General features: G+C 62.1%; 15 protein-coding genes. 10 read left to right on the top strand and 5 right to left on the bottom strand.

Annotation, left to right across the window (positions count from 1 at the left end; genetic code table 11):
- The coding region (locus GM79_RS25855; RefSeq protein ID WP_200875629.1) for a helix-turn-helix domain-containing protein at nt 1-402 on the bottom strand (402 nt) is incomplete at its 3' end.
- Nucleotides 403-655: 253 nt separating this feature from the next.
- Between GM79_RS25855 and GM79_RS18840 the strand changes: the two genes are divergently transcribed.
- Nucleotides 656-3,268 (top strand): T9SS type A sorting domain-containing protein, encoded by a 2,613-nt coding sequence (locus tag GM79_RS18840; RefSeq protein WP_081867874.1) that lies wholly within the window; start codon nt 656-658, stop codon nt 3,266-3,268.
- Between the two features lie 630 nt (nt 3,269-3,898).
- On the opposite strand, the gene GM79_RS18835 is transcribed toward GM79_RS18840, so the two are convergent.
- On the bottom strand, nt 3,899-4,981 hold the full coding sequence (locus GM79_RS18835) for a mannose-1-phosphate guanylyltransferase (RefSeq protein ID WP_235184112.1): 1,083 nt from the start codon (nt 4,979-4,981) through the stop codon (nt 3,899-3,901).
- 591 nt (nt 4,982-5,572) lie between these two features.
- Here GM79_RS18835 and GM79_RS18830 point away from each other — a divergent pair.
- Nucleotides 5,573-6,529: a hypothetical protein gene (locus GM79_RS18830; protein ID WP_152560085.1), complete on the top strand. Its 957-nt coding sequence runs from the start codon at nt 5,573-5,575 to the stop codon at nt 6,527-6,529.
- Nucleotides 6,530-6,538: 9 nt separating this feature from the next.
- Here GM79_RS18830 and GM79_RS18825 read toward each other — a convergent pair whose 3' ends face one another.
- On the bottom strand, nt 6,539-7,558 hold the full coding sequence (locus GM79_RS18825; RefSeq protein ID WP_051719066.1) for an SIS domain-containing protein: 1,020 nt from the start codon (nt 7,556-7,558) through the stop codon (nt 6,539-6,541).
- A gap of 240 nt (nt 7,559-7,798) precedes the next feature.
- Here GM79_RS18825 and recQ point away from each other — a divergent pair, with 240 nt between their 5' ends.
- The 4 genes from recQ (at nt 7,799) to GM79_RS18805 (ending at nt 14,268) form a co-directional block, all read left to right on the top strand.
- Nucleotides 7,799-10,006 (top strand): DNA helicase RecQ, encoded by a 2,208-nt coding sequence (recQ, locus tag GM79_RS18820; RefSeq protein WP_035567049.1) that lies wholly within the window; start codon nt 7,799-7,801, stop codon nt 10,004-10,006.
- A 277-nt stretch (nt 10,007-10,283) separates the two neighbouring features.
- Complete coding sequence (locus GM79_RS18815; RefSeq protein ID WP_035567048.1) at nt 10,284-11,417, top strand: tetratricopeptide repeat protein; 1,134 nt, start codon at nt 10,284-10,286, stop codon at nt 11,415-11,417.
- Nucleotides 11,418-11,467: 50 nt separating this feature from the next.
- Nucleotides 11,468-13,540, top strand: coding sequence for an OmpA family protein (locus tag GM79_RS18810; protein ID WP_035567047.1), 2,073 nt, complete (start codon nt 11,468-11,470; stop codon nt 13,538-13,540).
- A 227-nt stretch (nt 13,541-13,767) separates the two neighbouring features.
- Nucleotides 13,768-14,268, top strand: coding sequence for an EamA family transporter (locus GM79_RS18805; RefSeq protein ID WP_072008664.1), 501 nt, complete (start codon nt 13,768-13,770; stop codon nt 14,266-14,268).
- Nucleotides 14,269-14,320: 52 nt separating this feature from the next.
- Here the strand turns inward: GM79_RS18805 and GM79_RS18800 are convergent, their stop codons facing one another.
- Nucleotides 14,321-14,644, bottom strand: a complete 324-nt coding sequence (locus GM79_RS18800; protein ID WP_035567046.1) for a hypothetical protein — start codon at nt 14,642-14,644, stop codon at nt 14,321-14,323.
- Between the two features lie 255 nt (nt 14,645-14,899).
- Here GM79_RS18800 and GM79_RS18795 point away from each other — a divergent pair, with 255 nt between their 5' ends.
- Both GM79_RS18795 and GM79_RS18790 read left to right on the top strand, forming a co-directional pair.
- On the top strand, nt 14,900-17,329 hold the full coding sequence (locus GM79_RS18795; protein WP_035567045.1) for a TonB-dependent receptor: 2,430 nt from the start codon (nt 14,900-14,902) through the stop codon (nt 17,327-17,329).
- Between the two features lie 22 nt (nt 17,330-17,351).
- Complete coding sequence (locus tag GM79_RS18790) at nt 17,352-18,500, top strand: PepSY-associated TM helix domain-containing protein (protein WP_035567044.1); 1,149 nt, start codon at nt 17,352-17,354, stop codon at nt 18,498-18,500.
- Nucleotides 18,501-18,569: 69 nt separating this feature from the next.
- On the opposite strand, the gene GM79_RS18785 is transcribed toward GM79_RS18790, so the two are convergent.
- On the bottom strand, nt 18,570-18,992 hold the full coding sequence (locus GM79_RS18785; protein WP_035567043.1) for a BrxA/BrxB family bacilliredoxin: 423 nt from the start codon (nt 18,990-18,992) through the stop codon (nt 18,570-18,572).
- Between the two features lie 189 nt (nt 18,993-19,181).
- Here GM79_RS18785 and GM79_RS18780 point away from each other — a divergent pair, with 189 nt between their 5' ends.
- Together GM79_RS18780 and GM79_RS18775 are read left to right on the top strand one after the other, a co-directional pair.
- Nucleotides 19,182-20,072: a pirin family protein gene (locus GM79_RS18780; RefSeq protein ID WP_081867873.1), complete on the top strand. Its 891-nt coding sequence runs from the start codon at nt 19,182-19,184 to the stop codon at nt 20,070-20,072.
- 142 nt (nt 20,073-20,214) lie between these two features.
- The coding region (locus GM79_RS18775; RefSeq protein WP_035562703.1) for an IS4 family transposase at nt 20,215-21,309 on the top strand (1,095 nt) is incomplete at its 3' end.

Genomic DNA, 21,309 nt, shown 5'->3' with positions numbered 1-21,309 from the left:
CAGCCCCCGGCGGCGGTGGGCCAGGCCCGTCGCCCGCCCCTGCAGCCGGGCCAGCTGCTGGTGCAGCCCCAGGGCCAGCAAGCGGCAGTCGCGCACCCGGCGACGCACTGGTTCGGGCACCCCGGCACTGGTCCCGGCGGGCAAGGCCAGCCACCACACCACCGCGTCGGGGTCAGGGTCGGGGGCAGGCAGGACGGTTTCGGGCAGGCCGCTGCCCAGCGGCGGGGGCAGCAGCCGCGCCAGGGGCAGCAGGCGCTCGGCCACGGCCGCCGGCGGTAGGCGCCGGCCCGCTTCGTAATGAGCTAATACGGGAGCCGCTACCCCTAGGAAGCGGGCCAGCTGCGCCTGGGAAAGGCCGAGAGCGGTGCGTACCAACGCTTCGGGAGAACGGGAAACTGCCATGAGCCGGCACGGAAAAGAAGGAAATAGCTTTGTAGGGTTAGTAAGGTGTAGGGTTACACGACCCTACACCTTACTAACCCTACAAAGCTACTGCGTTGGCGCCGGGCGCCAACGCTTAATGAAGGCTAGCTCCGGCGCCTGCTTCACGTCGTTTTCTAATGGTTATCGTGCCTGAAATCGAGTATCGTGGCACGCGGTAGGGGGGCGTAGCTTTGTGGGAATAACACTTTGTTTATTTTTATTTCTTCCCCTCATGCCCACTCCTACCCCTTCTTTCTTCTCCTCCCGTGTGCGCTGCTGGGCGGGGCTGCTGGGCCTCTGGCTGCTGGCGCCTGCCGCGCCCGCCCTGGCCCAGGTAATTATTGCCGGCCCCACCGGCTCCGGCCAGTTCGGCTACACCGTGACGGTGCTGCCCAACGGTAACTTTGTGGTAACTGACCCCGGTTACGACCTCGGCACGACCCCGAACGTGGGAGCCGTGTACCTCTACCGGGGCAGCGACAACACCCTGCTCAGCACCCTCACCGGGAGTACCGCCAACGATGCGGTGGGTAAGGCCAGTATTGTCGTCCTCACCAACGGCAATTACATGGTATGCAGTCCGAACTGGAATAACGGGGCCATCGCCAACGCGGGAGCGGCTACGTGGTGCAACGGCAGTACCGGCAGGAGCGGAACGGTAAGCGCGGCCAACTCTTTGGTCGGTACCTCAACCGACGACCAAGTGAGCGATTTCCTCCTCGCCGAACTTCCGAATGGCCATTACCTGGTGCCTACCCCGCGCTGGGACAACGGGACCATTCGCGACGCAGGGGCCGTTACATGGGTCAACGGCAGCACCGGCACGAGCGGACCGGTGAGCGTGGCGAATTCCCTGGTCGGTACCTCAACCGAAGACTATGTTGGCAACATTACGGTGCTCACCAACGGCCATTATGTGGTGTATAGCCCCCGCTGGAACAACGGCGGTATTATTGACGCGGGAGCGGCCACGTGGGGCAACAGCAGCACCGGCACGAGCGGGCCAGTGAGCGCGACCAATTCCCTGGTCGGTACCTCAACCAACGACCAGGTGGGCAGCGGCGGCGTCACGGCACTCGCCAACGGCCATTACGTAGTGGCCAGCCCGGACTGGAATAACGGGGCCATCCGCGACGTGGGGGCGGCCACGTGGGGCAACGGCAGCACCGGCACGAGCGGGGTGGTAAGCGTGGCCAATTCCCTGGTCGGTACCTCAAGCGACGACTATGTAGGCTACCGCGTCACGGCACTCACCAACGGCCATTACGTAGTGGGCAGCCCGTACTGGGACAACGGAGCAACCGACGGCGCGGGGGCAGCCACGTGGTGCAACGGCAGTACCAGCACGAGCGGGGTGGTGAGCACAGCCAACTCCCTGGTTGGCACCACGACCTTCGATAACGTAAGCGAAAGTGGCATTACGGCACTCACCAACGGCCATTACGTAGTGGGCAGTCCGAACTGGGACAACGGGGCCGTCCGCGACGTGGGGGCGGCCACGTGGGGCAACGGCAGCATCGGCACGAGCGGGATAGTAGGCGTGGCTAACTCCTTGGTTGGCACCTCGGAAAGAAACTCAGTTGGCAGCAGCATTACGGCCCTGACCAACGGCCATTACGTAGTGGGCAGCCCAAGCTGGGACAACGGGGCCGTCCGCGACGCGGGGGCGGCTACGTGGGTTAACGGCAGCACCAGCACGAGCGGGGTGGTAAGCGTGGCCAACTCCCTGGTCGGTACCTCAACCAACGACCAGGTGGGCAGTAGTGGCATTACGGTGCTCACCAACGGCCATTACGTAGTGGGCAGCCTGTTCTGGGACAATGGAGGAACCGCCGACGCGGGGGCGGCCACGTGGGGCAACGGCAACACCGGCACGAGCGGGCCAGTGAGCGCGACCAATTCCCTAGTTGGTACCTCAACCGAAGATTATGTCAGCAGCAACGGCATTACGGCGCTTACCAACGGCCATTACGTGGTGGCCAGCTCGGCTTGGGACAACGGGGCCATTGCCAACGCGGGGGCGGCTACGTGGGGCAACGGCAGCACCGGCACGAAGGGGCCGGTAAGCGCGACCAACTCTCTGGTCGGCACCTCGGCCGACGACTTTATTGGTGTCGATAACGGCGTGACGGCGCTGAGCGACGGCAATTATGTGGTGCGCAGCTGGATGTGGAACAACGGAACCATCGCCGACGTGGGAGCCCATACCCTGGGACAAGGCACGACGGGCACGAGCGGGGCAGTAAACGCCTGCAACAGCATTGTGGGCGGCGTAAGTTTTCCCGGCCTTTCTCAGTCCTTCGCCTACAACGCCGGCACCCTGCTGGTTGGCCTGTCAGTCGAGAATAAGGTGCAGCTGGGCATTGGCGTTGCGGCACCCACCGGCGCGGCCAGCCAGCCCTTCGCCCCCCGTGCCACCGTGGCCGACCTGGTGGCTACCGGCACGGCCATTCGGTGGTACGCGGCGGCTGCCGGCGGGGCGGCCCTGGCCAGCACCACGCCCCTGGTGGGCGGCACCACCTACTACGCCAGCCAAACCGTGGGCGGCTGCGAAAGCACCGCCCGCCTGGCCGTGAGCGCGGCCACGGCCCTGGCCACGGCCGCCCAGCGCGGCGCCCAGGTGCTGGTGTACCCCAACCCGGCCCACGACCAGCTCACGGTGCTGCGCCCGCTAGGCACGGCCCCTGCGGCTCAACTCTTCAACGGCCTGGGCCAGCTCGTACGCACCATTGCCCTGCCCACGGCCGAAACCCGCGTGCCGCTGCACGGCCTGGCCGCCGGCATCTACACCCTGCGCCTGACCCTCGACGGCCTGCCCCTGACCCGGCGCGTGGTGGTGGAGTAGGCCCGGCGCCGGCCGCGCTTGCCACTGTTCTATTCAACGCAAAAGGTCCCCCCGTCAGCCTGACGGGGGGACCTTTTGCATTTGGCAGTCTTGACTTGCGCACGGCGCCACCGCTCCCATCGCTCTTTCAGAGTTGCACTCCGAAAGCCTCCTGCCGGGAAGTTTCACTTCTTGCTATTGAGGGACTGCACCAAAACGCTTTCACGGGCGGAACGACATTCTGCAGCAGGCGAGCTTTCGAATAATTACTTGCTTGCCGGGCGTGCACGCCCGGCAAGCAAGAACCTATCACCGCTGGGGCTAGGGAGAGGCTGGCGCGCGTCTCTGACGCGATGCCGATTGGTTCCGAGCCGCTGGCTCGAATCGGAAGGTCTTCCGCAACGCCATTGCACGTACGAGCCAGAGGCTCGAAGCCAGTGGGCAGCGCGTCAGAGACGCGCGCCAGCCCGTTGACCAGTGGGCAGCGCGTCAGAGACGCGCGCCAGCCTGTTGACCAGTGGGCAGCGCGTCAGAGACGCGCGCCAGCCCGTTGACCAGTGGGCAGCGCGTCAGAGACGCGCGCCAACCTGTTGACCAGTGGGCAGCGCGTCAGAGACGCGCGCCAGCCTGTTGATGCGTAATGTCGTTGAATTAGTTGTACCCGTTGCCCTTTTTGGCTTTAACATCGGCTACGAATTCTTTTACGCGCTGCTCTTCGCTGCGCTTCACGATGAGCAGCACGTTGTCGTATTCGGCCACGATGTAGTCCTCTAAGCCTTGCACGACTACCAGGCGCTCGGGCGGCGTTTTGATGACGCAGCCGCTGGTGTCGTAGAGCAGCACGTTGCCGCTCACCACGTTGTCGTTCTCATCGTGCTGGCCAATGCGGTGCAGCGAATCCCAGGTGCCCACGTCGCTCCACCCAAAATCGGCGGGCAGCACGTACACGTTGTCGGCCTTTTCCATCACCCCATAGTCGATGCTGATGTTGCGGCAGCGGGAATAGGCCCGGCTGATGAACTCCTCTTCCTGCGCCGTGCCGAGCATGTCGGCACCTTCCTCAAACACCTCGGCAATGTCGCTTAGGTAGTGGTGGAAGGCGGCCAGAATCACGTCGGCGCGCCACACGAACAACCCCGAATTCCAGAGAAAATCCCCGCTGTCGATAAACATGCGGGCCAGCTCCAGATTTGGCTTTTCGGTGAAGGTTTTCACCTTGTGCACCTGTCCGCCGGGCAGCGACTGCTCGTCCATGTACTGGATGTAGCCGTAGCCGGTGTCGGGCCGGGAGGGCTGAATGCCCAGGGTAATGAGCACATCGTTGGCCTGCGCCACGGCCACGGCAATGTCGATGAGCCGTAGGAATTCATCCTCGCGCAGCACCGCGTGGTCGGCCGGCGTCACGATGATGGTGGCTTTGGGGTCGCGCTGGGCAATGCGGTAGCTGGCGTAGGCAATGCAGGGCGCGGTATTGCGCCCAATGGGTTCGCCGAGAATCTGGTCGGCGGGCAGCTCCGGCAGGTGTTCGTGCACCAGTTCCTGGTAGTCCCGGTTCGTCACCACAAAGATGTTTTCCGGCGGGCACACGGCGGCAAACCGGTCCACGGTGAGCTGCAGCATGGACCGCCCCACGCCCAGCACGTCATGAAACTGCTTGGGGTGCTGGGTGCGGCTAAACGGCCAGAAACGGCTGCCAATGCCGCCAGCCATCACAATTAAGTAGGTACTTTGCACGAGTGGTGGGGGAATGAAGTGGTGAAGTGCTGAGGTGATGGTCGAAAAATGAGCACCGACAGCCACACTTGCTTGGGAGGGAATGAGGGAACAAAAATGCACCAAAAAGCCGGAGCACTCGTCCTTCCGGCAAAACGCCCCACCTCACCCTTTCGCCACCACACCGCCTACACCAACCCCTCGCGCAGCAAATCGTGCAAATGGATAACGCCGCCCGCTGGCCCGCTGACCGTAGTCTAAGCGTAGCGACGGCTGCGAGCTGATGGTAATGCGAGTTTGTAACTCACCCGTCATTGCGCAACAGGCGCGGGCACGACTGGCGGCTACGCTGCCGTGAGTTGCAAACTCACCTTACCTTTTGGCGCGTAGTCGTCGCTACGCTTAGACTACGGCCAGCGGTTAGACTACGGCCAGCGGGCCCAGCGGGCCAGCGGGCAGTTGTGCAAGTTCAAGAATCGGAGAGCGGCCGTTACGCTGCTTCAGTCTTTTCATCGCGCCATTGATGTTCCCTCGAAATTGCAGAAGCAAAGCTGACGAAGTCGGTGCTGCCTGGTAGCTTCTGTATCTTTAGGCCCTCCTGTTCCCATTGCGATGTCTGCCGTTCATTCGCCACTTACTTCGTTGCTGCGCTGCTTCGGGGGCGGTGGGCTGCTGGCCGGGCTGCTGCTGGCTGGCTGCGCGCGATACACGCCGCAGGCGTCTACCAATTTCCCGAGTTTTAGCCCGGCGCACAGCGTTTCCGGCTACGTGCTCGATGCGGTGAGCAAGCAGCCACTGGCCGGAATACCTGTTGCCAGAAACGGTGCCCAGACCAGCAGTGCTACGGATGGTTTTTTTCAGTTGAACTACCCCGCCGCCAAGCAGGAAACCTACCTCTTCGATAAAGAGGAGGAACTAGCGGTTGAATTGCCCGCTTATGCCGGCCGCGCCTACATCCCAGCCGATACAACGCAACGCATCACGCTGCCGCTGCTGCGCAACCTCTATCGGTTTCCGCCCGACGGAAACTTGCGCCCGGCCGATTCAGCCCATGTTTCGCCCTGCACCGCGCCGTGGCTGGGATGGCCAAGTACCCAGCGGGCTTTTCTGATTCAGGACAGCAGCATTCACCAGCCGCGTAGGCTGCGGGCAATTACTTTCCGCATTGGCGAGAATGGATTCGACCGCGAACCTTTCCGGATTCGGCTTTACCGGTACAACGGTCCCGAGCAGCCGCCAGGCGAAGATTTATTGACGGAGAACTACGTGGTATCTGGGGCAACCAAAGAAACATACACCTATGACCTGAGCAATGCTAACGTCATCCTGCCCGCCAGCGGCTTTTTCCTGGCCCTGGAGTACATGATTGGAGGCGACAAATTTTACACTTCAATACACATGGTGGGCTACGTTCCCGTTGGTCCGCTGCTGCGCCCGCCCTACGCTTTCGCCGATACGCGGACCTGGGTTTATACCATAGGCAAAGGCTGGCAGCGCATCCCCGCAGCGCAAACCTGCTGGCCCCGCTACGAAAGCTCCGTTGGCGTGGAAGTGGAGCCCGTCCGCTAGCCCGCCACTCTACACCAGCCCTTCGCGCAACAAATCGTGCAAGTGGATAAAGCCGGCAAACGCGCCGTCTTCGGTCACCACGAGCTGCGTGATGTTGCGCTGCTGCATGCGCACCAGGGCTTCGGCGGCGAAGTCTTCCACGTCGATAGTAGCGGGTTGGGGCGTGAGAATGTCGCGCGCCCGCAGCTGCTCCAGGTCCGAAAAGCTGCCCAGCATGCGGCGCAGGTCGCCGTCGGTGATGATGCCGGCGAGCTGCCCGGCGGCGTCGAGCACGGCCGTGGCGCCGAGGCGCTTGCCCGATATTTCGAGCAGCACGTCCTTTAGCGAGGCTTCGGTGGCTACCTGGGGGCGCTGGTTCTGGCGGCTCAGGTCGCCCACTTTCAGGTAGAGGCGCTTGCCGAGGGTGCCGCCGGGGTGCAGGCGGGCAAAGTCGGCGGCCGTGAACTGACGGCTTTCGAGCAGGCACACGGCCAGGGCGTCGCCCAGGGCCAGCGCGGCAGTGGTACTGGTGGTGGGGGCCAGGTTGTTGGGGCAGGCTTCCTTGGTTACCGGGGCATGCAGAATATAAGTAGCCTGCTGGCCGAGGTACGAATCGGCGTTGCTCACCAGCGCGGCCAGCGGCACGCCCTTGCGGCGCAGCAGCGGCACCAGCACCTTGATTTCGGGCGTGTCGCCGCTCTTGCTGATGGCCACCACGAAGTCTTCGGGCTGAATCATGCCCAGGTCGCCGTGAATGGCATCGGCGGCGTGCATGAACAAGGCCGGCGTGCCAGTGCTGTTGAGCGTGGCCACGATTTTGCCCGCGATATGGGCGCTTTTGCCGATGCCCGTAACCACCACGCGGCCCTTGAGCTGCAAAATGGCCTGCACGCAGCGCTCGAAGTCGGGCGTGGCAGCGAGGGCGTTGGCCACGTCGTGCAGGGCGGCGGCTTCGGCGTGCAGCACCTGGCGGGCAATGGCCAGCACATCAATGGCCGCAGCAACGTTGGGGGCAGTGGGCAATTCGGCGGGGTGCGAGGAAGCGGGCATGAGCAAGGCAAAAGGAATAGTCGCAAAATTGGGGGATAGAAACTAAGCCGTGCTTTTCCCCGGATTTAACACCCATTCCGGCAGCACTTGTTTCGGGCGCGCAATTGCCTCGTCGCAATGTGATTAAATTGTTTTCCACAATTCACGAAAAACTCCATTTTTTACGCTGAAAAAGCAGGCTCGTGCTTATCTTCGTTATGAACCGTGCGTCTGCACGCATGCCACCTGAGCGCCTGCCCCATGTCATCTGCTGCCCTACAAGAAGCCCCGACCCTCGTCGCGGAATTAAAAGACACCCTGAAAAAGGTATTTGGCTACGGCCAGTTTCGAGGCACGCAGGAGGCAGTTATTCAAAATGTTCTGGCCGGGCACAACACGTTTGTCATCATGCCCACCGGCGCGGGCAAAAGCCTGTGCTACCAGCTGCCGGCCCTGGTGGTGCCGGGCACGGCCATCGTGATTTCGCCGCTCATCGCGCTGATGAAAAACCAGGTCGACCAGCTGGCCGCCTTCGGCGTGAATGCCCAGGTGTACAATTCGACGCTGACCAAAACGGAGATGAACCGGGTGAAAAAGGACGTCATAAACGGCGACGTTCGCCTGCTGTACGTGGCCCCGGAAAGCCTGACCAAGGACGACACCATTGACTTTCTGCTGAAATCAACCATCAGCTTCGTGGCCATCGACGAGGCCCACTGCATCTCGGAATGGGGCCACGATTTCCGGCCCGAGTACCGCAAGATTCGCGGCATCATCGACAACCTCGGCGGCAACGTGCCCATCATTGCCCTCACGGCCACGGCCACGCCCAAGGTGCAGCTCGACATCCAGAAGAACCTGCAGATGGATGATGCCTCGGTGTTCAAAACCAGCTTCAACCGCACCAACCTTTACTACGAGGTGCGCGCCAAGCACAACACCAAAAAGCAGCTGATTCAGTACGTGAAGCAGCACAAGGGCAAAGCCGGCATCATCTACTGCCTGAGCCGCAAAAAAGTGGAGGAAATTGCCGAGCTGCTGCGCGTGAACGACGTGCGCGCCCGCCCCTACCATGCCGGCCTCGACCAGCAGGTGCGCATCGACAACCAGGACGCTTTTCTCAACGAGGAGTGCGATGTGATTGTGGCCACCATTGCCTTCGGCATGGGCATCGACAAGCCCGACGTACGCTTCGTGATTCACTACGATGCGCCCAAATCCATTGAGGGCTACTACCAGGAAACCGGCCGCGGCGGCCGCGACGGCCTGGAAGGCAACTGCCTGATGTTCTACAGCTACGACGATATTCTGAAGCTGGAGAAATTCAGCAAGGACAAGCCCGTGACTGAGCGCGACAACGCCCACCAGCTGCTGGCCGAGATGACGAACTACGCCGAAAGCGCGGTGTGCCGGCGCCGCCAGCTGCTGCACTACTTCGGCGAGCAGCTGGACACGGACTGTGGCTTTTGCGACAACTGCCGCCACCCCAAGGAGCGGTTTGAGGGTGAAGCCGCCGTGGGCCTGGCCCTGCGCGCCGTGGTTCAGACGGAAGCCCGCTTTAACCTCACCCACATCGGGCAGGTGCTGCTGGGCCTCAGCAACCCGCACATCGTGAGCTATGCCCACAACGCGCTGCCGGTGTACGGCCAGGGCAAGGCGCTGGGCGACGCGCAGTTCTGGCACTCGGTGCTGCGCCAGTGCCTGCTGAACGACTTATTGGAGAAGGACATCGATAGCCTGGGCCTGGTGCGCATTACGGGCAAGGGCATCGATTTTATCGAGAATCCGCGCTCCATCACCCTCACCAAAGACCACAACTTTGACGAGGAGCAGAAGGCCGACGAGGAAAAGGAGGAAGTGCAGCACGCCGCCGGGCACGACGAGGCCCTGTTCACGCAGCTCAAGGAGTTGCGCAAGCAGGTGGCCAAGCAAAAAAACCTGCCGCCCTACGTCCTCTTCCAGGACCCGAGCCTGAAGGAAATGGCCACCACTTACCCCACCACGCTGCACGACCTCACGCACGTGTCGGGCGTGGGCCAGGGCAAGGCCAGCAAGTTTGGGGCGCCGTTCGTGGCCGCCATCAAAAAGCACGTGGAGGACAATGACATTGAAACCGCCGAGGACGTGGTGGTGAAGTCGGCCGTGAACCGCTCCAAAATCAAAATCTACATCATCCAGCAGATTGACAAGAAGATGATGCTGGAGGACATTGCCTCTTCCAAAGGCATCGGCATGGCCGAATTGATGGAGGAAATCGAGCACATCTGCTACTCCGGCACCCGCCTCAACATCGGCTATTACCTCAACGAAATGGTGGAGCAAGACCGCCAGGAGGAGATTTACGATTACTTCATGACCGCCACCACCGACAATATCGCAGTGGCCATGAAGGAGCTCAGCGAGGACGATTTCACGGAGGAAGAGTTGCGCCTGGTACGCATCAAGTTCCTGAGCGAGGTGGCCAATTAATCTTCGCCGGGTAGGTTATTGAAGTAAGCAAAGGGCTCCGCATGAAAATGCGGAGCCCTTTGCTTGTACCAGGAGCCAACAGGTACCGAAAAGACACCAGAGCGGACGAGCAGAAGGCGGCAAGAAATTGTACGAAAGGAAGTAGCGTCTGAAAAACTGCTGTTATCCAACAGAATTAACGTATTTAAACTGGTAAAAATTAAATATCTTAGCGGTTGAGTCCTTATCACTAACCATCAACCGCATGGGAAATCTGATACGCCATTTGCTCCTGGGGATGATTTTACTGGCTGCATACACGCCCAGACGGGCTTTTGCGCAGGCCACGGACACCACCCGCACCCAGACAGCGCTGGCCGATACGGCCCAGGTGCTGACGCCTGCCCAAGTAGCCGAACAAGCCTATCGCAAGGGCCTCACCAGCTTCGGGGCCAATGACTACGCCGTCGCGCTCGTCAGCCTCACCGAAGCCATCGCGGCCAAGGCCGATTTTGCCCCGCCCTACGCCACGCGGGCCGCAGCCCACGCCGCGCTCAAGGAATACGACCTGGCGCTGGTCGATTACAACCAGGCCCTGATGCTGGAGCCGGAAAACTACGTCGGCTTTCTGGGCCGGGCGCAGGTGTACGAGGCCAAAGGCCAGCTGCCCGAAGCCGAAAAAGACTATTCCGAAGCCCTAAAGGGCGGCACGGGCTTCGGCACGGCCTGGTACAAGCGCGGGCTGCTGCGCTTCGACCGGGGCGAGTACCAGACCGCCCGCGACGACTTCGACGGCGCCATCAAGGCCAACCGGCAGGATGCCAATGCTTACCACGACCGCGCCAGCACCCAACAAATGCTCGGCAACTACCTGGAAGCGACGTTGGACTACACCACGGCCCTGGCGCTACAGCCCACGCTGCTGCCGGCCCTGCTCAATCGTGCCGCCGCCCAACGCCACGCCGGCCAGCTCACGCAGTGCCTGCGCGACTACGACGCCTACCTGAGGGCCAAGCCCGATGACGTGCTGGCGCTGACCAACCGCGGCTGCGCCCGCTATGAGAAAAAGGACTTCAAAGGCGCCGTGGCCGACTTCACGCAGGCCGTTGCCCTCGATGCCAAGTACCTGCTGGCCTGGAACAACCGGGCCGCCACCTACCTCAAGCTGGAAGAATACGGCAAGGCCGAAGCCGACGCAACCCAGGCCATTGCCGTGGACTCGACCTACGCCGAAGCCTACCTGAACCGCGGCCACGCCCGCGAAATGCTCCGTAAAACCGATGATGCCTGCCAGGACTGGCGCCGGGCCGCCGCGCTGGGCATTGCGGCCGGCCACAGCTACGCCGCCGCGTCGGGCTGTGCCCCGCCCGCCCCGCCTGCCGTACCAGCCGTCCCGTCTGCCGAGCCTACCGCCGAGGTATCCAAGCAGTAGCCCGAACCGCGCCGCCTTTGTTTTTCCGCTGACTCATTTTCGCCATTTTTATGGTCACTTCCATCCGTTTCCTGCTGGCCTGTGCGCTGTTGGCCGGCATGCTGCCAGAGGCAGCGGCACAAAATGTGCCCTTCACGCCCGAACGCTTTCCATACAAAGAGGCCCTGAAAGCGGCGCAAAAAGCGATAAAAGATGGCGAGGAAGACTACAAAAATAGCCCGCCGCGCTATGCCGCCGCGCTGCCCAGTTTTCTGGAGGCTCAAAAGCTTAACCCCAACAACGCGGCCCTCAACCTGCGCATCGGGGACTGCTACCTTAACCTGGGCGACAAAGCCACCGCCCTGCCCTACCTCAAAAAAGCCGTTGAGCTGGAAACCGGCCCCGCGCCCCGTACCCATTTCGTATTGGCCCGCGCCCTGCACCTGCACGCCCGCTGGCCCGAGGCACTGAAAGAATACGAGCGCGCGAAAACAGTGGTAGCCAGCGTTGCCAAAAAAGGCAAGCCCGCCCCGCCCGTGGAGGTATCACCGGTGGAGGTGGCCCGCCGCATAGCAGAGTGCAAAACCGGCCAGCAGCTCATGGCCCACCCGGTGCGGGTGTTTATCGACAATCTGGGGCCGACGGTGAACACGGCCGAAACCGAGCACAGCCCCGTGGTGACGGCCGACGAATCCATGCTGTTTCTGACCTCGCGCCGGGCGGGCTCGCTGGGCGGCGCCAGGGCCTCCGACGGTGGCGGCTTTACCGAAGACATTTACCAAACGTTGCGGAGCGGCGAGGACTGGGGCCCTGCCCGTACCCTGAACGCCCCGGTGAACACCACCGGCCACGACGCCACGGTCGCTGTTTCGGCCGATGGGCAGCGCCTGCTGCTGCACGCCGACAACAACGGCGGCGACCTGAGCGAAAGCCGCCTGACGGCCAATGGCTGGAGCAAACCCAAAGAGCTGGACTCCCGCATCAACTCGAAGTACCGGGAGTCGTCGGCCACGTACTCGCCCGACGGCCGCTACGTGTATTTCGTGAGCGACAAGCCGGAAGGCAGCCTGGGGAAACGCGACATCTACAAGGCCGAAATTGACGGCCGGACGCCGCCCCAAAACCTGGGCAGCGCCATTAATACCCCCTTTGATGAGGAAGGCGTATTTATGCAGCCCGACGGCAAGACGCTCATTTTTTCCTCGGCCGGCCACGGCACCATGGGCGGGCTCGACATCTTCAAATCGGTGTTCGAAAACGGCAAGTGGAGCACGCCCGAAAACCTGGGCTGGCCCATCAACTCGCCCGAAGACGACGTGTTTTTCGTGACTTCGGCCTCGGGGCGTTTCGGGTACTTTGCCAGCGACCGGCCGGGCGGCTTCGGGGGCCAGGACATTTACCGTGTCACCTTCCTCGGGGCCGAGAAGCAGCCGGTTCTCAACCAGCAGGAGCGGCCGCTGGCTACGCGGGCCGTGGCGGTGCGCCAGCCCATTCCCAAGCTGAGCGTGCCCGTGGTGACCGCGGAAGTAACGGTGCTGAAAGGAACGGTGACCGATATCGCCAGCCGCCAGCCGGCTCAGGCCCAGATTGAAGTGCTGGACAACATGACCGGCCAGACCGTGGCCACGCTGCAAACCACACCCGCCGGCAAGTACCTCATCGCGCTGCCTTCGGGCGTGAACTACGGCCTGGTGCTGCGCAACGAAGCCTACTTGTTTCATTCCGAAAACGTGAACCTGCCGCCCAGCACCGGCTACGCCGAAACGGTGCGCAACATCCGCCTGCAAAAAATGGAAGCGGGCTCCAACATTGTGCTGCACAACGTATTTTTCGACCCCGGCAAAGCCTCAATGCGGCCCGAAAGCACCGCCGAGCTCGAACGTGTGGTCAAGCTGCTCAATGAGTCGCCCAAGCTGAAGCTGCAAGTGTGCGGCCACACCGACGAGGCCGGCAGCACTGAGGGCAACCTGAGCCTGAGCGAACGCCGGGCCCAGGCCGTGGCTACCTACCTCATCCAGCATAAGATAAAGCCCGAGCGGGTGACGTATGCCGGCTACGGCGCCGCCATTCCCCTCACCTCCAACAAAAGCGACATCGGCCACCAGTACAACCGGCGTACCGAATTCAAGGTGGTTTCCCGGTAGCTATTGGCCCGAAGCGCTTCCGCTTTGCCAGCGGCCCAACCCGCTTGGCAGCCTGGCGCAGGCGCCATAGCCGGGCACCAGGTTTCGCGCTTTAGCGGTTTGGCTGCTGCGCCGCAACGCGGCTCCTCAACCCCCGCCCGAACCACCTCTGCCCAACCCTTGCCCGAAGGCCGCGTATTGCTAAGCGCATTTATTGGGCTGCTTATCTGTTGTTTCCGGAGTTGTGTATGTGGGTAGTTTTTGCGTTGCTGGCGGCCATTGTGTCTGCTACGGTCGTTACGCTGTCGAAGTTTGGAGTGCGAAACGTGCCGCCCAGCCTGGCGTTTGCGGTGCAGGCAGTTTTGATTCTGATTGTGTCGTGGGGCACGGTACTCTGGCAAGGGCTGCTGCCGGCCATCGGTAAGATTGAGCGTCGGGACTGGATTTTTTTGCTGGCTGCGGGCGTGCTCACGGCGGCTTCTTCGCTGCTGTCTTTCCGGGCGCTTTCCATGGGCGACGCCTCACGGGTATCGCCGCTGACAAACGTGACCCTGGTGTTCTCGGTAGTACTGGCGGCCGTTTTTCTAAAGGAAAAAATCACCTGGCAGGTTATGCTGGGGGTGGCGCTCATGGCCAGCGGCGCCCTCGTCATTGCCCTGGCCAAACCAGCCGAAAAAGCAGATGTGAACAAAAAAACTGGCCGCCCCGAAACCGGAGCGACCAGCCACAAATCCAAGCCGATGGCGTAGCCCGCCTTGCGTGGACGAGGCAGCCGGACGCTGGGCGCGACGTGGCGAAAAGCTAGCCAGCCGCCGGAGCCAGCAGGGTTTCTACTTCCAGCAACAGCGACGCGCCCATCAGCAAATCGTGCAGCAGGAATACTTCCTCCAGAGAAAATATGAATTTTTGGTAGGCTACCGGGCCCGGCAACACGAGGCACCGGGCATGCGGGTCGGGCTGGCGGGCCGCGTGCTGCTCGTACAAGCTGCCAATTGTTGCGCGCCAATCGGGCAGCTCGGCCCGGTTCAGGCACAAGGCTACGTTGCCGAAATACAGGTGCAGGCAGCAGCCCTGCGCACAGCGCGAAATGCACCCGATGTCGTTGTGATGCAGGTAGCGGCACATAAGGGGAGAATTTTAGTAGTTGAAGGACCGTGGGGCCAGGGGCAGAAAACCGGCAAGTGCGGATGGCAGCGCGCGCCTGCACCAAAGCTTGGCAGAGAAGGGTGTTTGCTATTTAGAATCAATCTAAACAAAGGCAAAGGTATCAGCGAATTTTAAAGCGGCAAGCTTATTTAGAATTATTCTAAATAATTTTTAATTGGGTCTCAGCATGCACTACTTTTGAGCTTAAATAGAATCTGTCTAAATAAGCACCCGATGAAATCCCTGCGTTTTTACTACTTCCTTTTTCTAATAACGAGCTGCATACTACCCACTTGGGCCCAATCGACGGGTAGTATTGCCGGCCGCGTTACCACCACCGACGGCGACCCGGCCTCGTCCGTAAGCGTGGGCCTTCAGGGCCAGCCGTTGGGCGCCATCACCGATAATGACGGGCGCTACCGCATCAATTCCGTGCCGGCTGGCACGTACACCCTCCTGGTTTCCTTCGTGGGGCTGAAGCCCGCGCAGCAGTCGCTGACCGTAGCCGCAGGCCAGCGCGCCACCGTGGATTTCCGCCTGGCCGAGAGCACGGCCGAGCTGCAGGAAGTCATTGTGCAGGGCGCGCGCCTCAACAAATTCAACCGGCCCAGCAGCGAGTACGTGGGCAAAATGCCGCTCAAAAACCTGGAAAACCCGCAGGTGTACGCTACCGTGGGCAAGGAGCTGCTGACCGAGCAACTGGTTTATACCGTGGACGATGCGACGCGCAACGTGCCCGGCCTGCAAAAAATGTGGGAGGCTACGGGGCGCGGTGGCGATGGCGGCGCGTTCTACGCCAGCCGGGGCTTCATCCTGGCGAGCCAGCTGCGCAACGGCGTGGCCGGCAACGTGACCAGCGACATCGACGCCATTAACCTGGAGAAGCTGGAGGTCATCAAAGGGCCGTCGGGCACGCTGTTTGGCAGCGCGCTCACCTCGTATGGCGGCCTGCTGAACCGCGTGACCAAGAAGCCGCTCGACGCCTTTGGCGGCGAGCTGAGCGTGGCAGGCGGCAGCTACGGTTTCCACCGCGTGAGTGCCGACGTGAATCTGGTAGACGCCAGCCGGCCCGCCACTCAGCCCAAAGCATTGGCTTTCCGTCTGAACACGGCCTACACCTACGAAGACAGCTTCCAGAACCTCGATTACCCCGGTTTCGGCAAGAGCCTGGCGGTGGCCCCGAGCCTGCAATTCCGCCCCAACGACCGGCTGACGGTGAACGTGGACGCCGAGATTTACAAGGGTACGAACGTGGGCAAGCAGATTATTTTCTTCTACTACCCGTCGGCCGCGCTGGGTTTCGACCGCGCCGATGAGTCGCCGCTGAACTACCGGCAGTCGTACCAGGGCGCGGGCCTCACGCAGGACACGCGCAGCACCAACCTGTTTGGGCAGGTGCAGTACCGGATTTCGCCGAGCTTCACCTCGACCACCTACCTGACCAGCAGCCACAGTTTTTCGAACGGTTTCGGGCCGTATTTCTACCTGTTGCCCGGCTCCAATGGCGCGGTTTCGGACACACTGGTGCGGGCCGACCAGTCGACGGGCAACAGCCGCCGCACCTTGTTTGAGGCCCAGCAGCTGTTCAACGGCGACTTCCGCCTGGGCAACCTGCGCAACCGCGTAGTATTCGGCCTCGATTTCCTGCGCATTGATGCCGACGTGAACTTCCTCGGCGGTGGCTTCGACCAGATTGCGCTCAACGCCTCCAGCGATGCCATCCGGGCCTTTAATGGGCCGGCCGTGGCCGCGCGGTACGCCGCCAGCGCGCCGGGCAATTACGTCGTCAACGCCAAGTCGAATACCTACAGCGCGTTCGTGTCGGATGTGCTGAACCTGACCGAGCAGCTGAGCGTGATGGCCGCCCTGCGCCTCGACCGCTTCGACAACAAAGGCGGGCTGGTGTACGCACCCACCGCGGCCTACGCGCAGACGACGCTTTCGCCCAAGTTCGGCCTCGTGTACCAGCCCGTGCAGGACCGGGTGGCGCTGTTTGCCAACTACCAAAACAGCTTTACCAACCTCGGCAACTACTTCGATGGCGACGGGCCGGCGAAAATTGCCCGGCCCGAGCGCGCCAACCAGCTGGAAGGCGGCGTGAAGCTGGATGCCGCCGGCGGCCGCCTCAGCGCCACGGTGAGCTACTACGATATTCGGGTGGAAAACCGGCTGCGCAGCCTCAACAACATCGGTCCGGTGGCCTTCCAGGTGCAGGATGCCACCCAGCAGAGCCGCGGCGTGGAAGTGAGCGTGTTGGCCAGCCCCGTGCGCGGCGTCAACGTGGTGGGCGGCTTCGCTTACAACGATTCGAAGTTTGAAAACACCGACGAAAGCGTGAACGGCCGCCGGCCCAACACTGCTTCCTCGCCCGTGCTGGCCAATGCCTGGCTGAGCTACCGCCAGCCCGAAGGCGCCCTCAAAGGCCTGGGCGCGGGCTTCGGCGGCAACTACGCCAGCGACAACCGCATTCAGAACACGAACACCAACGTGTTCACGCTGCCCGCCTACACGGTGCTCAACGCCAGCATCTTCTACGACCAGCCCAAGTACCGCCTCGCGGCCAAAGTGGACAACCTGACCGACAAGCAGTATTGGATTGGCTACACCACAATGAACGCGCAGAAGCTGCGCAGCATCATCGGCAGCGTGGCCTATAAGTTTTGATTGACCAATAATTACGAGCGTCATGACCTTTAAAAAAGCCATCGGCAACCTACACCTCTGGCTGGGCCTAAGCACCGGGCTGGTGGTGTTTGTGGTGAGCCTGACGGGGGCCATTTTCACGTTTCAGGATGAAATCCGGGACCTGACCGAGCCCTGGCGCAAGGTGGAGGTGCTGGCCACCACGCCCGTACTGCTGCCCTCGCGCCTGCAGGCCGCCGCGCTGGCACAGCACCCCGGCGTGGCAAAATCCACGACGTGGATAACGTATTTCGGGCCCGGCCGCTCGGCCACGGTGTTTTTTACGGACCCGGCCGGCGCGCCCACGCAGGTGTACCTGAACCCCTACAGCGGCCGGGTGCTGCACGAGCACGACCTACGCCGCTACTTTTTCAGCATCGTGCAGAACATTCACATGACCTTGCTGCTACCCGAGGCGGTGGCTAAATGGGTGGTAGGCGGCAGCGTTATCATCTTCCTGGTGATGCTGGGCACGGGCCTGGTGCTGTGGTGGCCCAAGCGCCGACAGGAACGCAAGCAGCGTTTCACCATCAAGTGGGGGTCGCGCTGGCGGCGCATCAACTACGACTTGCACAACGTGCTGGGCTTTTACGTAGCCGGCATTGCCGGGCTGCTGGCCCTCACGGGCCTGTTCATGCTTTTCCCCTGGCTGCTCAACTCGGCCATGCTGGTGGCCAACGGCGGGCGGACCTTCCCGCAGGAAACGGCCGTGGCCAAAGTAGACACCCTGCAAGCCGTGGCGGCCGCCGCCCAGCCCCTGCCCGACATCGTGTACCGGGAAGTGCGCCGCCGCTCGCCAGCGGCCGAGATGCTACTCATCGGGCCCACCGGCAGCGGCAAAGAGCCCGCCCTGTGCTGGGCCTACCAGCGGGCGCTGCACTACTACGAGCGCGACGATTACGCCTTCCACCCGGTATCGGGCCAATTGCTGCTGAACCGCTTCCACGCCGACCAAAGCCCCGGCGGCAAGCTCTCCGAAATGAACTACGACCTGCACACCGGCCAGCTGCTGGGCCTGGGTGGCAAAATAGTGGCCTTCCTGGGCAGCCTGCTGGCCGCCAGCCTGCCCGTGACGGGCACCCTGGTCTGGTGGGGCCGCCGCAACAAAAGGGCCAAGCCGAAAGCGCGAATTCCGGCCTCTGCCAGCGCTTAATCAACATGGTTTCCACAACAAAAAAGCCCGTCGGATGACGGGCTTTTTTGTTGCGAATAAGTGCGAAGCTTAGCAGTACTCTTCGAACGCGCCTTGCAGGTTGTTCACGATGCGCATGGCATCGGAGCCTTCGATGTGGTAGCGCTCAATCATGTGCACCAGCTCGCCGTCTTTGAACAGGGCGATGCAGGGGGACGAGGGCGGGTAGGGCAGCAGGTGCTCGCGCATCTTGGCCACGGCTTCGGTTTCCATGCCGGCAAATACGGTTACGAGCTTGCCGGGCTTTTTGTCGGCGCTGGCCAGGGCCATTTTCAGGGCCGGACGGGCCTTGGCGGCAGCGCAGCCGCACACCGAGTTCACGGCCACCAGCACGGTGCCTTCGTTCGAAGCCAGCGCGGAATCCACTGCTTCGGGGGTCATCAATTGCTCAAAACCAACCTCGGTGAGGTCCTGGCGGATGGGCGCCACCATGTATTCGGGATAAACTGCCATTGTCTTGTAGTTAAAAAGCGGCGAAGCCGCGTGCGGTACAAAAGTACGAATGGCTAAAGCAACGGCGGCGGCGGAAAGTTTCGGGAGCGCAAGGGACACCTCAAATAACTATTCTGCGGCCAACTGCTTTTACCAATTGGCCGCTGCCACACCGCCCGGCTCTTCCGCTTACCACAACCATCATTCCTCATGGACACGACCGTAGCAACCACTTTCCGCCGCGTCTTTCAGGTTATCGACGGCAATAAAAAGGCCGTGGGCGACGGCTTCCAGGTGACCAGCCCCATGCCGGGGCCGCGCATCCGCCAGCTCAGCCCCTTCCTGCTCATCGACCACATTGGCCCCATGCCGGTGGCCCCGAGCGAGAAGCCCCTGGGCTCGCCGCCCCACCCCCACCGCGGCTTCGAAACCGTGACCATTATGTACCAGGGCGTGCTGGCGCACCGCGACACGGCCGGCCACACGGGCAACATCGGGCCCGGCGATGTGCAGTGGATGACGGCCGGCGCCGGCCTCATGCACGAGGAGCTGTACGAGAAGGAATTTACCCGCCAGGGCGGCACGCTGGAAGTGGTGCAGCTGTGGGTGAACATGCCCCAGAAGGACAAAATGACCCCGCCGAACTACCAGGACATCCGCTCCTCGGCCATTAGCACCCTGCCCACGCCCGACGGCCAGGGCACCATCCGCGTGATTGCGGGCACTTATGAAGGCGTGAGCGGCCCCGCCACCACCTTCTCGCCCATGACCATGCTCGACGTGCACCTGCCCAAAGGCGCCGAGCTGCCGCTGAATCTGCCCGCCGACTACAACGTGGGCCTCTATGTGGTGAAGGGCAACGTGCTGCTCCACGGCAACCGCCCCGCCGCCACCAAGCAACTGGTGGTGCTAGGCTGGGACTCAGAAACAGCCCACCTCACCGCCACCGAAGACAGCATTGTGCTGGTGCTGGCCGGCGAACCCATCGAGGAGCCACTAGCGACCTACGGGCCGTTTGTGATGAACACCAACAAAGAACTGGTGCAAGCCATTGCCGACTTCGAAGCCGGCGCCATGGGCCAGTTTGAGGACGACGAGTAGGCGTCTAATTGTCTTAAAGCAAAACGTCATGCCGAGCGCAGCCGAGGCATGACGGGCTCACTCTACCCTACTAAACTTTAGGGCATAAAAACGGGGCAGTCCGACCTTTGGGGTTCCTACACACCATTGTCCGTCCTGCCCCGTGAAGCCAAGCCTCATTGCCAAAATTACGACGCTTTTGCGTCGCGTCCAGCTAGTGCCCCATCTGTCCCGGCAAAAGTTTGTCAGCCAGTTTGTTATCGCCCTGCTCAAAAGCCGCAACGTCCAATTTTGCGAGGTAGCCCAGCACCTGAATGACGCGGTGAAAATCGCTTCGAATGAAACCCGCATTCAGGACTTTTTTCGGCAGGTGGACCTGAATTATCTGGTGCTGGCCCACCTGCTGCTGCGCTTGCTGCCCGCCACGGGCAAACTGCGCCTGTGCCTGGACCGCACCGAATGGGACTTCGGCCGCTGCCAGGTCAATATCCTGCTCGTGACCGTAGGCCGAGGCGACTTTCAACTGCCGCTCTATTGGGAACTGCTCGACAACCGCAGCGGGAACTCCAGTGCGGCCGACCGTATTGCCCTGCTCAAAATCTGCGTACAGGTGCTGGGCCGCGACCGCATCGGGCTGGTGGTGGGGGACCGGGAGTTTGTGGGCCATGTCTGGCTTAACTGGCTACGGAAGAATAAATTGCCTTTTGTAATGCGCCTGCCCAAGCACCACCAAATCACCTTTGCTAGTGGCCGACGGCAGGCCGTCACGGCCCTGGGCCTTGCCGTAGGGCAGCAGCGGCATTTTCTGCATTGCCAAGTGGCTGGGGTCTGGGGACAGGTCTGGGTCAAGCGGCTGGCCGACACGGAGTTTCTGTTTCTCTTCGCCGCGCCCGGCTTGCGCAACCTGGGCGGCCTCTACGCCAGCCGCTGGACGATTGAGCAGTGCTTTCAGAACCTGAAAGGACGCGGCTTTAACCTGGAAGCCACCCACTTATGCTGCCACCAGAAGCTGCGCAAGCTCGTGGCTCTGGTCAGCCTGGCCTACGCGCTATGTCTGGGCGTGGGCACGATGGCCCACGGCAAAATCAAGGCCATTCCACGCAAAAATCACGGCTGCCGGGCCACAAGCCTGAGCCGCTACGGACTGAATCTGTTGCGCCAGCTCACGCGGCCCCACGCCCAGCCACAAGAGCCGGTGGCCCGTAAAATCATGGCCCTGCTAGACTGGTTTATTCGGCAACTTACTTATTATCAAATC

The organism is Hymenobacter sp. IS2118 (assembly GCF_000715495.1).
Classification (GTDB): domain Bacteria; phylum Bacteroidota; class Bacteroidia; order Cytophagales; family Hymenobacteraceae; genus Hymenobacter.
This window is presented reverse-complemented; position numbering and strand designations above follow the sequence as displayed.